14 protein-coding genes are annotated in these 17,196 nt (G+C 54.2%); 5 read left to right on the top strand and 9 right to left on the bottom strand.

Annotation, left to right across the window (positions count from 1 at the left end; all coding sequences use genetic code 11):
- Nucleotides 1-29 precede the first annotated feature (29 nt).
- A complete protein-coding gene (locus tag MJ923_RS04115; protein WP_126166212.1) occupies nt 30-191 on the top strand; it encodes a small highly charged protein in 162 nt (53 codons plus the stop codon).
- Between the two features lie 23 nt (nt 192-214).
- Here MJ923_RS04115 and MJ923_RS04110 read toward each other — a convergent pair whose 3' ends face one another.
- A complete protein-coding gene (locus MJ923_RS04110) occupies nt 215-355 on the bottom strand; it encodes a hypothetical protein (RefSeq protein ID WP_240590003.1) in 141 nt (46 codons plus the stop codon).
- 70 nt (nt 356-425) lie between these two features.
- On the opposite strand from MJ923_RS04110, the gene MJ923_RS04105 reads away from it, so the two are divergent.
- A complete protein-coding gene (locus MJ923_RS04105; protein WP_240590002.1) occupies nt 426-3,527 on the top strand; it encodes an acetoacetate decarboxylase family protein in 3,102 nt (1,033 codons plus the stop codon).
- Between the two features lie 214 nt (nt 3,528-3,741).
- On the opposite strand, the gene MJ923_RS04100 is transcribed toward MJ923_RS04105, so the two are convergent.
- Nucleotides 3,742-5,511 (bottom strand): GGDEF domain-containing protein, encoded by a 1,770-nt coding sequence (locus MJ923_RS04100; RefSeq protein ID WP_420854408.1) that lies wholly within the window; start codon nt 5,509-5,511, stop codon nt 3,742-3,744.
- A gap of 254 nt (nt 5,512-5,765) precedes the next feature.
- On the opposite strand from MJ923_RS04100, the gene MJ923_RS04095 reads away from it, so the two are divergent.
- On the top strand, nt 5,766-6,656 hold the full coding sequence (locus tag MJ923_RS04095; protein ID WP_240590000.1) for a DMT family transporter: 891 nt from the start codon (nt 5,766-5,768) through the stop codon (nt 6,654-6,656).
- Here the strand turns inward: MJ923_RS04095 and MJ923_RS04090 are convergent.
- Together MJ923_RS04090 and MJ923_RS04085 are read right to left on the bottom strand one after the other, a co-directional pair.
- Nucleotides 6,598-7,116: a GNAT family N-acetyltransferase gene (locus MJ923_RS04090; protein WP_240589999.1), complete on the bottom strand. Its 519-nt coding sequence runs from the start codon at nt 7,114-7,116 to the stop codon at nt 6,598-6,600. The two genes, MJ923_RS04095 and MJ923_RS04090, sit on opposite strands and share 59 nt — an antisense overlap.
- A gap of 30 nt (nt 7,117-7,146) precedes the next feature.
- On the bottom strand, nt 7,147-8,535 hold the full coding sequence (locus MJ923_RS04085) for a magnesium transporter (RefSeq protein WP_418856595.1): 1,389 nt from the start codon (nt 8,533-8,535) through the stop codon (nt 7,147-7,149).
- A gap of 137 nt (nt 8,536-8,672) precedes the next feature.
- On the opposite strand from MJ923_RS04085, the gene MJ923_RS04080 reads away from it, so the two are divergent.
- Nucleotides 8,673-9,167: a glutathione peroxidase gene (locus tag MJ923_RS04080; protein WP_126166206.1), complete on the top strand. Its 495-nt coding sequence runs from the start codon at nt 8,673-8,675 to the stop codon at nt 9,165-9,167.
- A gap of 462 nt (nt 9,168-9,629) precedes the next feature.
- Here MJ923_RS04080 and MJ923_RS04075 read toward each other — a convergent pair whose 3' ends face one another.
- The gene (locus MJ923_RS04075) at nt 9,630-11,414 is read right to left on the bottom strand and encodes a M1 family metallopeptidase (protein ID WP_240589998.1); all 1,785 of its coding nucleotides are present in this window, start codon (nt 11,412-11,414) and stop codon (nt 9,630-9,632) included.
- 136 nt (nt 11,415-11,550) lie between these two features.
- On the opposite strand from MJ923_RS04075, the gene MJ923_RS04070 reads away from it, so the two are divergent.
- Nucleotides 11,551-12,450 (top strand): collagenase, encoded by a 900-nt coding sequence (locus MJ923_RS04070; RefSeq protein ID WP_240589997.1) that lies wholly within the window; start codon nt 11,551-11,553, stop codon nt 12,448-12,450.
- 241 nt (nt 12,451-12,691) lie between these two features.
- Here MJ923_RS04070 and MJ923_RS04065 read toward each other — a convergent pair whose 3' ends face one another.
- The 4 genes from MJ923_RS04065 to MJ923_RS04050 form a co-directional block, all read right to left on the bottom strand.
- Nucleotides 12,692-13,663, bottom strand: coding sequence for a PstS family phosphate ABC transporter substrate-binding protein (locus MJ923_RS04065; protein ID WP_240589996.1), 972 nt, complete (start codon nt 13,661-13,663; stop codon nt 12,692-12,694).
- Between the two features lie 186 nt (nt 13,664-13,849).
- The gene (phoR, locus tag MJ923_RS04060; protein WP_240589995.1) at nt 13,850-15,154 is read right to left on the bottom strand and encodes a phosphate regulon sensor histidine kinase PhoR; all 1,305 of its coding nucleotides are present in this window, start codon (nt 15,152-15,154) and stop codon (nt 13,850-13,852) included.
- A gap of 70 nt (nt 15,155-15,224) precedes the next feature.
- Nucleotides 15,225-15,914 carry a phosphate regulon transcriptional regulator PhoB gene (gene phoB / locus MJ923_RS04055; protein ID WP_126166200.1) on the bottom strand — a complete coding sequence of 230 codons (690 nt, stop codon included), beginning with the start codon at nt 15,912-15,914 and terminating at the stop codon, nt 15,225-15,227.
- Between the two features lie 187 nt (nt 15,915-16,101).
- Nucleotides 16,102-17,028: a porin gene (locus MJ923_RS04050; protein ID WP_240589994.1), complete on the bottom strand. Its 927-nt coding sequence runs from the start codon at nt 17,026-17,028 to the stop codon at nt 16,102-16,104.
- Between the last annotated feature and the right edge of the window lie 168 nt (nt 17,029-17,196).

The following is a 17,196-nucleotide window of genomic DNA, read 5'->3' as shown; positions in this document are numbered from 1 at the left end:
GGCACAGTGTTTTAGTTGGAACTAAGGTCATGTCACACTCCTACGAATTTGATGACGACGATATGCCATGGGGCGATCACGTCAAAGGGAAGCAAAAAAACAAGCGTGTAAAACAGCGCCGGCGAGACACCAAACGCCGCTACTTTGATGAGAACACCGAGGTGGAACACATCCAAAGCAAATGGCGCTGAGCCAATGAGCCAAAGCGGGTCTTTCAAAGACCAATAACGCCCGGTTGCTCCCACAGTGAATTTTTAAGGCAAGCCAACCGGCTTGCCTTTTTCGTATCGGCTTCGTATCTGCTTAATAAAGCCGCCAAGCGGCTGAGTTTATGTAAAAATTCTTTACCTGCCATCCATTCTGTTACTACTCTCGAACGATGCCGATAAGGTATGGATTTCTTGAAATAGTCAAAGGATGAGCCGATGGAAACACTCCGCCCCCCGTTTATTTATGGCCCCGGCAGCATGCTGATGCACTCGCCACTGGTACTCACCAACGCCGACATGTATGGCTGCTTTTTAAAGGGCAAGCGCAAAAACCTGCAGCGCAGTGTCGATAAGGTACTGAATCAGGCCGCTGGCAATGCCATGCAGTTTAAGGTGCTCTCCCCCTATGTACTCACCACCTTTACCCGCATTCAGAAGGCCTATTCAGCGGTAGAAGTTGACCGCAACAAGGGCTGGATTAAAGAGACAGATATCATCACCTGGGTGATGGTGGGCCAGGAGGACAAGGGCGCCAATGGCAAGCTGAGCGCCATTCACTTTCTGCCGCTGTTTATTTGGGTCGACGATGCCATGGCGCTTATCAATGGCCGCGAGCTGTTTGGCTACCCCAAATACCTGTGCGAATACAGCATGCCAAATCCCGGCGAGCCACTGACCGAACTGAGCCTGGCGGCCAAAAGCTTCAAACATTTCAGCCCTGATGAAGAGCTGGCGCTGCACCCGCTGCTGAAGATTAACTGCGAGGCGCGCGACGAAGAGCGCATGTCGACGGTGGATGCCATCGCCCGCACCTGGCAGCTCTTCAAAGATCAAACCGATTTTCTGCCAGATCTCGATACCCTCGGCGAAGAGCAAATATTTGAGATGCTGTTTAAGCCCGCTGTCAGTCAGGTATTTCTCAAGCAGCTGCCAGACAGCGCCGGTATCGACGCCGTGTATCAGGCCATTATCAGTGCCCCTTCCAAGGTGAATAAAGTTCACAGCCTGGCGCTGCTTGAAAACGACTGGGTAGCCGAAGTGTTTGACAACGCGAGCTTCCCCTTTGAAGAGGCTCTGGGTGTAACGCCCGGCGAGCAACATGTGCTGCTGCCCTACCATGTGAATTTTGATTTTGAAGTGCCACCGGGCGAAGTGCTGGTGGATAACAGCGTGGTGAAAAAAGAAAAAATCGCCATTCTGGGAGGCGGCGTCTCGGCCATGACCGCCGCCATGTGCCTCACCTCCCAGCCGGGCTGGCAAAACCGCTATCAGATTGATGTGTATCAGTTGGGCTGGCGTATTGGCGGCAAAGGCGCCAGCGGCCGCAATCCCGACATGGGCGAGCGCATTGAAGAGCATGGCCTGCATATCTGGTTTGGCTTTTATCAAAATGCCTGCAAGCTGATGCGTGAAGCTTACGAAGAACTTGGCCGCCCCGCAGGCAGCCCGCTGGCCCGTTTTGAAGATGCCTTCAAGCCCCACAGCTTTATTGTGCTCTCGGAAGACATCAACGGCGAGCGGGTTAACTGGCCGATAGAATTCCCTTTGATGCCCGGCATTCCCGGCGACAGTACCGAGACCCTCACCCTGTGGAAGCTGGTAAAAGCGGTGTTCTTCTGGGTGGTAGAATGGCTCAAAGACATGGACGAGCTTATCGACGACAGTGCCGACAGCCCCAAAGACTGGTTCGAGCCCGGCTGGTTTGAGCGCCTCAAAGAGCATCTTGAGGAATCGGTGGAAGATGCCATGGACAGCCTTGAGGCACTGGGTGAACGGCTGGAATGCCGCTTTGATGCCTTGATTGGCCGGGAATGTGAGCATGGTGCACATCCCGAGGAAGACAGCCTGATTGAAGCCGCCGTAGCCCGGCTGCATGGCCGCCTTGAGCGACGCTTTGCCCACCGTCTGGATAACAATCATGCCCTGCGCCACCTCTACATTGGCGTTGACCTGGGGCTTACCATTCTTAAGGGCATGTTTGCCGATGGGGTGTTCAAACATGGCTTTGATGCCATTAACGAGTGGGACTATCGCGAGTGGCTGCGCCGCCACGGCGCCAACGAGCGCTATACGGTAGACAGCGCGCCGGTACGCGGCTTTTACGATCTGGTGTTTGCCTACGAAGATGGCAACTTCGACAAGCCCAATGTGGAGGCCGGCAGCATTATCCGCTCCATGCTGCGCATTGCCCTGTGCTACCAAGGCGGGGTCATGTGGAAGATGCAAGCGGGAATGGGCGATACCGTGTTTACTCCCTACTACGAGGTGCTGAAACGTCGCGGCGTGAATTTCCACTTTTTCAATCAGGTAGATAAACTTCACTGTGATGGCAAGGCCGTCACCGCCATCGAGATCACCGAGCAGGTAAAACTCAAAGCTGAATACCAGCCATTGGTAGAGGTCAAAGGCCTGGACTGCTGGCCAAGCATGCCAAGATATGAGTTTATCGATGACGAAGAGGCTGCGCTGCTTAAGCAGCACAATGTCAATCTGGAGCACTTCTGGAACGATTGGGACAGCCTGTATCAGGCCCAGTTCGGTAAGCCGCTGCCACGCAAAACCCTCACCCTTGGAGAAGACTTCGATAAGGTCATTTTTGGCCTCTCCATCGGCGCCGTGCCCCATGTGGCCGCCGAGGTGATGGCCCACAGCCAGCCGCTGGCCACCTGTGTGGAGAAAGTCAAAACCGTTGCCACCCAGGCTTATCAGCTGTGGATGGACAAAGACCTTGGCCAAATTGGCTGGCCTGAACGGCCAGCAAGCGGTGAGGAGCCCGTACTGTCAGGGTTTTCTGAACCCTACGATACCTGGGCCAGCATGGACCAGCTGCTCGACAAGGAGGAATGGGGCGCCCATGAGCCCAAAAATGCCAGTTACTTCTGCTCGGCCTTGCCAGTGGCGAACTACCCGGCACCCGGCAGCAGTGGTTTTCAAACCGCGATGGATGCCACCGCCAGGCAAGGCGCCATAGGCCAGCTGCAGCATGAAATTGGTAAACTCTGGACCGAAGTGGGAGACAGCTTCCCCTGGGAGTGGCTGCATGATAACTCCGGTGCCAGTGGTGAGGCGCGCTTCAACAGCCAATATTGGCGTGCCAATGTGTCACCCACAGAGCGCTATGTGCTGTCGGTGAAAGGCAGCTCCGCCTATCGCATCACCACAGATGGCACCGGCATTGCCAACCTCTATGTGACCGGCGACTGGATTAAAACCGGCCTCAATGCAGGCTGCGTGGAAGCGGCAACCATGGCGGGCATGCACACCTCCAAGGCCATCTGCGGTTATCCCGAGCTTATCCGTGGAGAGAAGGACTTCTAATAGCAGCGCTACTGCGCTTCAGACATAAAAAAGCGGCTTAAAGCCGCTTTTTTTATGCGTACGTTTGAGTCACCAATCGGCTCTGAGTATCTGCAAAGCAAACGAATTGGCACGATTCGACTGGCTATGTATTGGCGACCTAGCACCAGTTTATCAGCCTGAAATTATGAGCTTAGGTTATTCGCTTAGGTGATGAGCCTTGGATTTGATGAGCCTAGATAACTTTGGCGGCAGAGCTTTGCTCCTGTGCAGTATCTTGCCCGCCGTCGACAGTTCCGTCAGCATGCCGTACGTCATCAAAGGTGCGCTTATCTGCCAGCAGCCGCTGATTGCTGCTTTGCGCCCCCTCTACGGTTTCAAACACCATCTCACGTCGCCGCTCGGCCTTGTTGCTGTACATACGGGTATCGGCGGCACGCAGCCATTCGTGGGATTTCTGCACCTGGCTGTCGAGGGCGAAGCCAAAGCTCAGTCCGGCGTCACGAAAGCCACGACTGGTAAAGAAAGCATCAACCTTGGTCAGCTCATCAATCAGGGCACCGAGGTGAGGCTCATCCACGATCAGGGCAAACTCGTCGCCGCCGAGGCGGTACATACGAAGCTTGGAGAATTTAAGCCGTTTCAGCGCCTCAACCAGGGTGCGCAGCAGCTCATCCCCCGCTTGGTGCCCCTGCAAATCGTTCACCTGTTTGAGGCCATCAACGTCCAACAGCAGCAGTGCCGAGGGCTCTTTTACTGCCTCACCAAAAGCAGGCCAGGTTTGCATAAACTCATCAAAGGCATAACGGTTGCCGATTTGGGTAAGGCTGTCTATCCGCGCCTTTTCCCAGGCTTCACTGAGCTCTTCAATGTAGGCCTTACGCTCCTCAGAAAGCAGCTTGAGTTTGTTGGCCAGCGCCAGCGACAGCAAGAGCGCATCGGCGGTGCCGCCTGCCAGGGTGGCAAGCTCCGCATACTCAATCACATCCGAGGTGATCCCCATATTGCCGGGCAGAATAAGCAGCGCAGGCAGCAGCAAGCAGCTGAAAGCCATAATGAAATACTTGGCCGGGGCAAAACCTTTCATCAGGCATACATTACCGGCCACAATCGCCAGCACTATCCAGGCACCTATCAACACTGAGGCGATAACCGCGGTATAGGACAGCAGCAACCAGCTGGTTGGCAGCGCGAGCACACAGGCCCACAGCAGGTATTTGCTTAGCCGCCACAATTTGGGCGAGTAGCTGGGCAGTTGAAGGAAATGCTTGTAAAACAAGATATTGAATATGGGCAAGCCAATAAAAAATACATGGTGCAGCTCAAGCAGATGAATATCCAGAAGCTGCGCCGGGATATGGAAAGTAAAGGCCCATCCCAGCAAATAGGTAATTACATACAGGCCGTAGTATAGGAAGGCCTTGTCTTCGGTGGAGGCGAAAATCAGCAGGTTATAAAACGCAATAAACAGCAGCCCGCCCAAACACAGCACCACAGCCACCGCCAGCCCATCGGTCAGCTGTTTATGTTCAGTGGCCGGATTGATTTCAAGCTTGGGGATGGATGAAAAATAGCGCGACTCGACCCGCACCACCAGCCAATATTCAACCCCGTAGCGCAGGTTCATATTCCGGCCATAATCAAACAGATACTGGTGAGGCGAGTAATAACCACTGCTGGCCATCTGGCGACTGCCATCGCGGCCCAGCACCAGATAATCGACACGCTCGGCGATGGAGTTATGCAGGTTAACCACCCAGTCGCTGCGGTTTTCATTCACCATAAAGGGCACCACCAGCCAGTAGCTGCCACCACTGAGCGGCATGCGTTTTACTTCCTGATGGCTATTGAGCCAGCCTGGCATGTCCTCGAAAGAGGTGGGCATAGCATGGTCTTCGGTAGCGACAAACTGGTAGGGGTCATCCAGGGCAACAGCTGCCCTGGCGCCAGAGGACCATAAAAGGGGAAGAAAACAGGTTAAAAACAGTACAAGTATCCGAGCCATAATTCGTTATTGTTGTTTGTTGCTGCTCTGGTTGAAGAACCGGCGACGCACCCACGTGGGCACCCGGCGGCTCTCCTCATCTGTTGACCCTCGAGTTGCGCTTCTTCCCTGTCGACAAATTTTTGACGGCCAACTTGCAACTTTATTGCTACATCTCCCTTTTTTCAATTGTAGTTAGTTATTTTCAACAAGACGTACTCATTGATGGGTGTTATTTTAAGCCGCTGACACCTATTTTGGTTATTTCCCGCCCAATGCACGCCCTGTTTCTGATCCTGCTGGCCCAGCTGCTCATTGCCACAGGTAATCTGCTGATTAAGTTTCTCGACCAAAATACCGGCGTATTTCAGCTGGTACTATATCGTCAGCTGTTCGCTACCCTGCTGGTGCTGCCCTTTGTGTGGAAGCTGCAGGGCAACCTGAAACTAAGCCCACTGTACAAGGTGCATATGGTGCGGGCACTGCTGATTGGTCTGGGCAACGGGGTCTTCTTCATTGCCATTCTCAATCTGCCGCTGGCCTCGGTGACTGCCGTGCTTTATCTCGCACCACTGATGCTGCTGTTGATGTCGGCGCTGGTACTCAATGAATCCATAGGTTACCGCCGCTCTGTTGCAGCCGCTGTCGGCTTTTGTGGCATTTTGATGATAAGTCAGCCGTCAGGCGTTAACCCCTATCTGCTGCTGGCCGCCCTTGGCGCCCTGATAAGTGCAAGCAACAGTTTAATTTTAAAGCGATATGCCACAGCCGAACATCCCTTCAGCACCCTGTTTTGGTCCAATGCCTTTGCCATGGTGTTTCTGCTGCCTGCAGCCGCTATTGAAGGTGCGCCGCTGGCCTTGGATGTAACTGGCGTCGGGCTGTCGTTGGCGCTCTTTTACCTTGGCATGACCTGGCTGGTTATCCATGCCTACCGTAAGGCCGATGCAAGCCAGCTGGCCCCGGCGGAATACACAGGGCTGGTGTTTGCCACCCTGTTTGGACTGTGGTTTTTGGGAGAAACACCAAACCTTTTGAGTATCGCAGGCACTTTCATAGTGCTGTGGTCGGCAGTGCTGCCTGTGTATCCGGATCTGAAGGGCCGCTTCAGGGCCTGGCGGGCGCGGGGATCCGCGAGCCAACCACAGGAGCCATCAGAGCGCTGATATTGAGTCCCAGCTCCAAAGGCATCACATACCAACCTATGGTATTGCCGGTGCCGCGAATACTGAGATAGTCGCCGAAAAATTGCCAACCCGCCTTAAGCAGGTTGTCACGACTGGCACTGTTCTCGGCTCTGACCGTGGCCCACAAAAGCTTGATACCCGCTTGCCGCGCCCAGGCAATACGGGCCTCGGTCAGCCGGGCAGCAATCCCCTGGCGCCGATACGCTTTGGACACCACCAGATACCCAAGCTCTGCCACCTCGCCGCTACCGGCCTTAATAGCACCGCAGCCCGCCAGCACATCGCCATCCCACGCCAGCATCAGCAGCCGCGCTCGCCTGAGCGCCTCATGGTCCAGTGGATGATGATTGTCATCACGGCTGTCGATAAGCGCAGCCGCCGCGATATAGTCAGCGGCGTCCGTGGCAGGCCGCAATTGCAGGCTTGTAATGTGGGTCATAGAGTTTGGCTGTTTATTGAACTAAAACGGTTACAGGAAAAGGATAGACGCAAGACCGAGGAAGCTGAAAAAGCCCACCACGTCGGTCACAGTAGTCAGGATCACCGAGCCGGAGAGCGCCGGATCCTGCTCCATTTTCTGCAATATCATCGGAATAATCACCCCGGCGCCAGCGGCCACCAGCATGTTCACCAAAATGGCGCAGCCAATGGCAATACCGATTATCTGGTCGTTAAACCACCAGGCAGACACCAGCCCTATCACTATGGCCCACAGCACACCGTTGAGGGCGCCAATGCCCAGCTCGTTTTTCATCAGCGACCAGAGGTTACCGGCCGAAATCTGCCCCATGGCCATGCCACGGATCATCAGTGTCAGCGACTGACTGCCAGCGATACCGCCCATGGACGCCACAATCGGCATCAGCACCGCCAGTGCCACCACCTGCGACAGCACGTTTTCAAACAGACCTATGGTGGCCGAGGCCAAAAAGGCCGTCAGCAGATTGATACCCAGCCAGACCGCGCGGCGACGGGCACCTGTGACTATGGGGGCGAACAAGTCGTCGGTTTCGCCCATACCGGCGGAGGCCATCAGCTGGGATTCGTAGTGTTCGCGCACAAGCTCGGTGGCCTGACGCAGGGTAACACGGCCAATCAGCCCGCCCTCTTCGTCCACGACCGGCAACTCCACTTCACGACTGTGCTCGAGCAGCTCGGCGGCATCCATCAAGGATGCATCGGCGCTAATGGCGCGGCTGTCTTCATCCATCAGACTCAGCAGCGGCGCATCCGGGCTTGAGCGGAACACCTCATAGCGACTCACGGCGCCGCGGTAATGCTCCTGCTCGTCCACCAGAAACAGGGAGTCGTTACAATCCAGCTCTATCCGGCGAAAGAAGCGCTGGGCCTGGCCAACGGTGGCCTTGGTTGAGAGCACCAGCATCTGGTGGTCCGCATAACGGCCAATTTCGTTTTCAGAGTATTGATTATAGAGTTCAAAGTGTTGGCGCTGACGCTCGCCCATTTGGGCCAGCGCACGGTCGGTGAAGCTTTCGGGGAGGTAGTCACTCCACTCAATCAGATCTTCAGGGCTTAACTGGGCAAACAGCATGTCGACTTCTTCGTCGGGCATGCGTTTTAAGATCCCCATACGGGGGTCGGCGCGCATCAGGCTGAGCACTTCAACCCGGTCACCAAACTCTACCTGCTGCCAGCGCTCGTAACGTTCATCCAGCGGCAAGGCTTCGAGCAATACCGCCACTGTGCCTGGTTCAACCTCTTCCAGAATTTCCGAAAATACCTCTGCCTGCGCCTCACCAAAGGCGCCGGTCAGTTGCTGAACGACTTGCCCCACTTCATTTTGGGGTGCCAGGTTGGGTTCTTGCTCGGGGATATTTTCAGTCAAGGCGGTGTCCATCCGTTACATCTTGTGGCTGACTATATGGGGATTCCAGAGTGATCGCAACCGAGCAATTATATTGCACACAACTTATTTGCGCACAACTACAACTACCGCTACAATGGCCTAGATGATTTTTTAAACGGACCCAGACCATGAGCCAGATTTACGATATTTCCCTGACCGGTATTGCCGGTGACAACCGCACCCTCAACGACTACCGCGGCAAGGTATTGTTGGTGGTGAACACCGCAAGCAAATGTGGCTTTACACCACAATATCAGGCACTTGAAAGTTTGTATCGCAAGTATCAGTCACAAGGGCTGGAAATTCTCGGCTTCCCCTGCAACCAGTTCGGCGCCCAGGAACAGGGCAGCGAGGCTGAAATAGCCCAGTTTTGCGAGCTGAATTTTGGGGTGAGTTTCCCGCTGTTTTCCAAAATCGATGTTAACGGCGACCAGGCCCATCCGCTGTTCGTGCACCTGAAAAAGGCAGCACCGGGCGTGCTTGGCAGCCAGTCCATCAAGTGGAACTTCACCAAGTTTTTGATTGGCCGTGATGGCAAGGTACGGGACAGATTTGCTCCCACAACTGATCCCGCCAAGCTGGAAAAAGACATTGAAGCCTTGCTGGCGGAAAAGACAAATTAAAATTCAATGGAATTCATAGGGATAAAAAATTTTTGATATTTTTATCCGTTTCGGTGGAACTTTTTACCGCACGGGGAGCTCAAACATAGTGAACATTGAAATGGGTTTTCGTGTTCATCATTCTCCCTGGGACTTCTAGCGCAGTCCCCTTGGTCCACTGAAGGATCGCAGGGCAACCTCCCCCAGGTTGCCTTTTTTTATGCCCGATTTTCGCCTTTTTTAAGAAATTAAAAAAATTTTGAATTTTTTTGCCATCAGTCTGAACTTCTTCAAAAACACCGGGTCAGATACTGTGAACCGAATTTTTGCAGCTGGCTGAGCCAGCAGCGCATGGGTAACGTTCATCATCATTCTCCCTTTCAGCATCTGCTTGTTTTGCTGGCGCATGTAGCAAGCTTAAGTGACTGACTTGAACATCTCGGGCAACCTCTTGGTTGCCCTCTTTTTTATCCGCTCACCAGCTCACACAGGCGCGCCAAGCAACTTGTCGAGCTGTACCCGCAGCGACGGGTGATAGCAGGCTCTGGCTTTAGCATAAATAGCCGAAAGTTCAGCGTGATAGCCTGCAATTTGCAACTCGAGAAACAGCGGCCTGACAAACTTGGCGCGGCCGATGCGCCCCAAAAAAGCCTCCAACTGTGGCAGCGCCGGGTCAAAATGATTACGAATAGCGACCCTGAGCCAATCACAGGCTATTTCAGCATTGCCCGAAGCCCCCAGATTGAAGCTATCGTTCAGTTCAAGCAGCCGTGCCTGGGGGATATTCTCCGGCAGTCCTGCGAGAAAATACTGCCAGTGCTGCACCCGCCATAGATGGGTATCGGCCTTGGTGAGGGATACGCCGCTGCGCCAGCGCTCAAGGGCACAATCCACCTTATCCAGGCTGGTCGACGTTGGCGCTCTGAACATGGCCGGCAGGCCTTCCGCGTAAATCCACTCCCGCAGCTCAGCCTCAGTCAGCTTATCGGCATGGTCTTTAAGCAGGGTTTCACTGGCATACTCAACAAAATCCTCGGTGGTGATGGCGACGAAGGCATATTTTTCAATATATCGGCGCAGGAAGGCATCAAAGTCCTGTCGCCCCAGCCTGGCTTCGAGGAAATGCACAAACATCGACGCCTTGTCGTAGGTAAAGCGGTTAAAGGCGGCATTGGGATCGTCTGTTTGCAGATTGGCGGGCAGGGTCTGGCGTGCACTGGGCATACCCGTCATCTCCTCCTGCAGGCGGCCATACTCAATCATCAACTCAAGCTCAGCCTGCTCCTTGCCATACACGGCTTCCACAATCCGATTGGTAAAGTAGGTGGTAAAGCCCTCATTGAGCCATAAGTCGCGCCAGGTGGCGTTACTGACCAGATTGCCGGTCCAGGAGTGCGCCAGCTCGTGAGCCACGGTGGAGACCAGGCTCTTATCTCCGGCAATAAGCGTGGGGGTTAAAAACGCCAGACAGGGGTTTTCCATGCCCCCGAAAGGAAAGCTTGGTGGCAAAATCAGCATGTCGTAGCGGCCCCAGGCATAAGGACCGAGAATTGACTCGGCCATCTGCATCATGGCCTCAATATCATCAAACTCTTTGGCAGCAAGCCTTGCTGTTTCCGGCTCTGCGAATACGGCGCTGCGCGGTCCCACCTCGATGCGCTCAATCTCGCCCGCGGCGATGGCCAGCAGATGCGTTGGCATGGGTTTATCCATCACAAAGGTAAATACACCATCGCCCGGCAGGCTGGCGCTGTTTAAGGCACTCATCACGACCCGGCAGTCGCGATTGGCCGACACCCTGGCATCGAACGTGATTCTGGCCTTGGGCGAGTCCTGCAGCGGCAACCAACTGCGGGCATTGATGGGCTGCGACTGGGAAAACAAAAACGGCTTGCCGCTTTGGGTCTGGGGACCATCCAGCCATTGCAGCCCTTCGGCTTCGGGGCTGGTGCGATACTCAATCACCACCGCCGTTACCCTGCTGTCGATGCCAATGGTAAGCGGCTGACCCAGGACCGGATGCTCATCACCCAGCATCCAGGCAAGCGCGCGGCCCCCCTCATCGGTTATCTGTATTATGGTCAGCGCCCGGCTGTCCAACACCAACTCTGTCACCGACGCCGCCTTGGGCGAGAGCGCAAGCCGAATGCGTCCATCCAGCACACAGGCGTCAAAATCAATATTCAAATCAAGCGTAAGATGCGTAACCTGCACCTCGTCGGTGTTGGCGAAGGAATGATAATCCCGCCGATTGTCCCACTGCAGCATAGTGTTCCCGGTTAACCAAATTTGCCCAAGTATGCATATCCAAGCTTAGCCAACCAAGTGGCAATACCGTGAAAGATTGACAAATTGTCTCGCCAAGGCATCATCTGCATACAATATCCACAAATAGGATTCTATCATGCGCACCTTTGCCGTTTCACTTTCAAGCCTGGTTGTCGGCTCCTTGCTGGCCTTGCCGTCGCTTGCCACCAGCCCATTGCCGCTGGAAGCGGTACTGAAAATTCAGCAGCAGTGCAGCCCAACCCTGATCATCCGCGCCCAGGCGCTGACCCAGGCGCAGATTGATGATGCCTGCCAGATGCTGAGCCAACAGGAAGCTAAGTTCCATCAGCTGCTCAATACCCACAACCGCCCGGTAAAGCACGATAACAACACAGCCATGCGCGCCAATATTTATGCCGACGCCGAGGCCTATCGCACTTATGTGACGGCGCACTTCGATGTGCCAAGCGACAACGGCGGCATGTATCTCGAGGGCTACCCAGACAAACCCGGCAATCAGGCAGAGTTTGTGGCCTATCAGAAAAACGGCGCCATCTGGAATCTGCGCCACGAGTATGTGCACTATCTCGATGGCCGCTTTAACCTGTATGGCGACTTTTGCGCCTCATTGCACGACTCCCACAGTGCCCCGGAATACTGCCCCAAACCAGCGCCGGCCCTGCCCCATCTGGTGTGGTGGTCAGAAGGCCTGGCCGAATACCTGGCGCAGGGTGACGACAACAAGGCCGCCGCTAAGCAAGCCGCCAAGGGGACCTATCGCCTGAGTGAGATATTCGATACCAGCTACGAGCACAACGGCGGCAGCGACCGCGTCTACCGCTGGGGCTACCTTGCCGTGCGTTTTATGATGGAAAACCACAAAGACAAGCTGGAGACCATGCTTGGCTTTACCCGCAAGGGTGATTACCCGCGCTATCAGGCGCTGGTACGGGAGTGGGGAACCGGCATGGATGAAGAGTTTTCGCTGTGGCTGAAAAAAATTGCAAAAAATTTACCGCCAGAGGGAACCAACTGAAAAAGTGCGAGTCTGAATAAGTGAACCGAGTTTTTCATCGTTCATCATCATCCTCCCTTTTTGATGGTTTCTAGCGCAACCATCCTGAGTGTTAAAGCTGAGTTGGAAAGACACTTGTTCGGCTCCCATTGGGAGCCGTTTTTTTATGCCTGCGTTTTGCCTGGCGCCGCATCCTGATTGTCATCACCTGCCCCAAAAACGCAAAAAGCCTCCCGAAGGAGGCTTATTCAGCGAGCTGGAATTACAGGCGGATGCCCACTTTTTCCAGATCTTTGGCGATTACGCTGTTTGGCAGTGGCACGTAACCGTCTTTCTCAACAACCTGCTGACCCTGCTTGGACAGGATGAAGCGGACGAACTCACGCTCCATTGGAGACAGGTCTTTGTTAGGGTGCTTGTTGATGTACACGTAGAGGTAACGAGACAGTGGGTAAGTACCGTTGGCAGCGTTTTCTACAGTGGCGTCGATGAAGCTGTCGCCTTTCTTGGCCAGGGCCACCGCTTTAACGCCGGCAGTCTTGTAACCGATACCTGAGTAACCGATGGCATTCAGAGACTGAGACACTGACTGCACTACTGAAGCTGAACCAGGCTGCTCGTTTACGTTGGCTTTGAAGTCGCCTTTACACAGGGCGTGCTTCTTGAAATAACCGTAGGTACCAGATACTGAGTTACGGCCGTACAGCTGTACGTCTTTGGCTGCCCAGCTGCCATCCAGACCCAGGTCGCCCCAGCGCTGAACGTCAGCACCGCCACACTTGTGGGTAGAAGAGAAGATGGCATCAACCTGCTCGATGGTCAGACCCTGGATTGGGTTGTCCTTGTGCACGAATACCGCCAGCGCATCGATAGCAACACGGATAGCAGTTGGCTGGTAGCCGTAGTGCTTTTCGAAGGCTTCGATTTCGTTAGGCTTCATCTTGCGGCTCATTGGGCCGAACTGAGAAGTACCTTCAGTCAGGGCTGGTGGCGCAGTAGAAGAACCGGCAGCCTGAATTTGGATGTTCACATTGGGGTAGATGGTTTTGAACTCTTCAGCCCACAGGGTCATCATGTTGGCCAGGGTATCAGAACCGACAGAAGACAGGTTACCAGACACGCCACTGGTCTTTTCATAAGTAGGCAGTGCAGGGTCCAGTGCAGCCGAGGCGGCAGCGGTGAATAAACCGGCGGCGGTCAGGGTCATGGCGCCGACAAGCTGTTTCAGTTTCATAATTGCTCCAGTGTTGAACCATTTTTGTTTAGACGCAGCCAGTATCAACTGCCACGATGACAAGTCTATGACCTTGATGTGACACTTACATGACAGTGACACATTTAATTCAAATTTTTGAAAAGTACTTTTGAATCAAAAAGAAAGACAGGCATAAGCCTGTCTTTTTTAGCTTGTACAGCAGTATTACTGGCCGCTTTTCTGCTCCAGCAGATGCTGGGGGATCACAAAGCCAAAGATACTGCCCTTACCCAGCTGACTGCTGACATAAAGCTCGGTGTGATGGTGTGCCAGCGCATGCTTTACAATCGCCAAACCCAAACCGCTGCCGCCGGTGGCACGGGAGCGGGCACTGTCGACCCGGTAGAAGCGTTCCGTTAAGCGGCCAATATGCTGGGGCGCAATGCCCTCGCCATTATCTTCTACCTGGAAGCGGCCGCCGGTGGCAATCAGCCGCCAGCTGACCTTGATAATACCGCCTGGTGGCGTGTAGCGGATGGCGTTGGACACCAGATTGATACAGGCACTGCGCAGCAGCACTTCATTGCCGTGGGCGTTGAGCCCCGGCTGAATATCAAACTGCAATGTGTACTCGCCCTGTGCCAGCGCCTCGGCTTCATCCTTAATAGTGCCCATCAGGGCGGCCATATTAACCGTTTTTTCGAGGTCAACATCGGTGGCATCTTCGATGCGTGACAGGGTCAGCAACTGCTCCACCATGGATTGCATCCGCCGGGTTTGCTGCTGCATTAATGCCAGCGGCTTGGCGTTGATGTTATCGGGCTCAGTCATGCCCTGCATCATTTCAAGGTAACCCTGCAGCACTGTGAGCGGAGTCTTCAGTTCATGGGACACGTTGGCCACAAACTCCTTGCGCATGCCTTCAAGCTGACGAATACGGGTGATATCCCGGGCAATCAGCAGCATCTGCCGATCGCCGTATTTCATCAGCCGCAGCTCCAACTGACGCTTGTCCGACACAGGCGATGGCAGCTCCAGCGGTTCGTTGAAATCGTGGGTTTTCAGATAGGCGGCAAAATCGGGGTGGCGAATAAGGTTGTCGATGCGCTGGCCGTTGTCTTTGGGCCACACCAGCCCGAGCATCAGCTGCGCCAACTTATTACACCAGAGAATATTTTTATCGGAGTCCAGCACCACAGCAGCATCGGGCAATGCTTCTGCGCCCTGACGGAAACGGCCAAGCAGACCGGCCAGTTGGGAAACCCGACGGCGATTTTTGCCCTGCAGGCGATAAATACCGTTGAAAATCCCTTCCCAGCTGCCACTGCCCTGGGGCGGCGTGAGGCGGCGGTCGTGCCACAGCCAGTGGGTCAGGCGCCCAAGCTGACGGTAATGCCAGATAAGCAGCGCAACGCAGCCAATCAGCAGCGTCCACAGCACCTGTCCAAGCAGCAGGCCCAGTACCAGGGTGACAAACAGGTAAACCATCAGCCTGGAAGCCAGGCGATACCCTGAATAGGAGTCGAACATAAGTATGTCCAGCTAAGGGGTCCGTTGGAGGCACAAGATACCCTATCGGGCTTCCTGTGCCTATCCCGGACTACACCCGGGTGGAAAAACGGTAGCCGGCGCCGCGTACGGTTTGAATAAGACGGTCGTGACCTGACGGCTCTACCGCCTTGCGCAGACGGCGGATATGCACATCCACAGTTCTGTCTTCCACGTACACATTGGTGCCCCACACGTTGTCCAGCAGCTGTTCGCGGCTGTACACCCGCTCAGGGTGGGTCATAAAGAAGTGCAGCAAACGGAACTCGGTTGGGCCCATGTCCAGCACGGTATCACCGGCGGTGACACGGTGGCTGACCGGATCCAGGGTAAGCCCCTGCACATCGATGGTTTCTTCCAGGCGGGTTGGCGCCGCGCGGCGCAGTACCGCCTTGATTCGGGCCACCAGCTCCTTGGGCGAAAACGGCTTGGTGATATAGTCATCGGCGCCCACTTCCAGGCCCTTGACCTTATCTTCTTCCTCGCCACGGGCGGTAAGCATGATCACCGGGATCTGGCGGGTAAACTCGTCCTGCTTGAGGCGTTTGGCCAGCTGGATGCCACTGCCACCGGGGAACATCCAATCGAGCAGGATGAGGTCCGGGTATGGCTCGGCAAGTTGAGACAGCGCAGAATCAAAGTCCTCGGCAACCGTGGTACTGAAACCGTGCTGTTCCATCACGAAAGTCAGCATCTCGCGGATTGCCAACTCATCTTCAACAATCAAAATCCTTGCAGTCATAAGCGGTTTTCTGTCAGTGAATGTCCACGCTGAACATTATTGGTCAGTTTTGTGACAAAAATATGAAGCAGCCCCATTATAGTGCCATATTTCCGTAAGAATTGTCATAATCAGACGAATTAACTATCTGTTTATAAAAATGAAAAAGGAGGCCTAAGCCTCCTTTCTTTTGCGCATGAAGTTCTGATTAGAACTTGTGCTCAATACCAACACCGATGTAGTTGTCAGTGTCTTCAGCAGCTTCCATGTCTCGGCTGGTGTAGAAAGCGAACAGCTTGGTTGGCTTGCCCAGCTTGTAATCAGCACCGATAGACCAGGAATCACCTTTGTCTTCCATGTCCTGATACTGACCTTTCAGGGTCACGTCAGAGATGTTGTAGGCAGCACTTACCAGGTAACCGGTCTTGCTGTCGCCGTTAACAGATTTTTCTTCCTGCTGGTACATACCGCCCAGGATCAGGCCAGCCAGTTTGGCTTGTACAGTGGCACGCAGGATGTCGTAACCTTTTACTTCGCTGTCGTAAGCCACAGATGCGTAGAAGTTGGTTTTCTTCAGACCGGCATCACCGTACATGGCAGCCAGAGAGAAACCGTCTTCACCGGCCTGAGCCTTGGCACCTTCAGCGGCGTAAGTAGCACCTACTTTGAAACCACCGAAAGAAGGAGAAACGTAGGTTACAGTCTGTTCGATACGGTTTTCACCTTTGAACAGGCTCTTCAGGTCGCCTGACAGGTCGTTGAACTGGTCAACTTTTCCCTGAGCGATTTTCAGCATGGTGTCGTTACGACCCACGGATACAGCACCGAAGTTGCCCTTCAGGCCCACAAACTGGTTACGGGCCAGGAAGTTTTCCTTGGCATCATCGCCGGTGTTCACTTCATACTCGATGGTGTAGAAGGCTTCCAGAGAAGAGCTGAGTTCGAAAGCACCCTTAACACCCAGACGGGAAGCGTTGCTCTGAACTACAGTTTCAGATTCGCCGGCTTCGTCGTTGTTCTGTACAGAAACATTCAGCTTACCGTAAACGGTGATAGGCTCGGCAGCCTGTGCAGAAGCCAGTGAAGCCATGGTCAGCGCGGAAACAAGCAGAGTTTTGTTAAAAGCGTTCATCATTTAATCCTTGCGACGTTCAGTGCGTCTGGTTATTGGTTTGGAACGAGCGCAAGTTTGCAAGGCAAGTGTTTCAGTTTTATTTCAGTTTTTACTCAAGTGGTTACATCTCCGGCAAGTGCGTCACCCCCAAAGTTAACAATCTTTATATTTCAACACCTTATGTTTGAT

This window comes from Shewanella zhuhaiensis, assembly GCF_022484835.1.
Taxonomy (GTDB): Bacteria; Pseudomonadota; Gammaproteobacteria; order Enterobacterales; family Shewanellaceae; genus Shewanella; species Shewanella khirikhana.
Note: the sequence above shows the minus strand (reverse complement) of the source record. Positions and strands in the feature narration are given on the sequence as shown.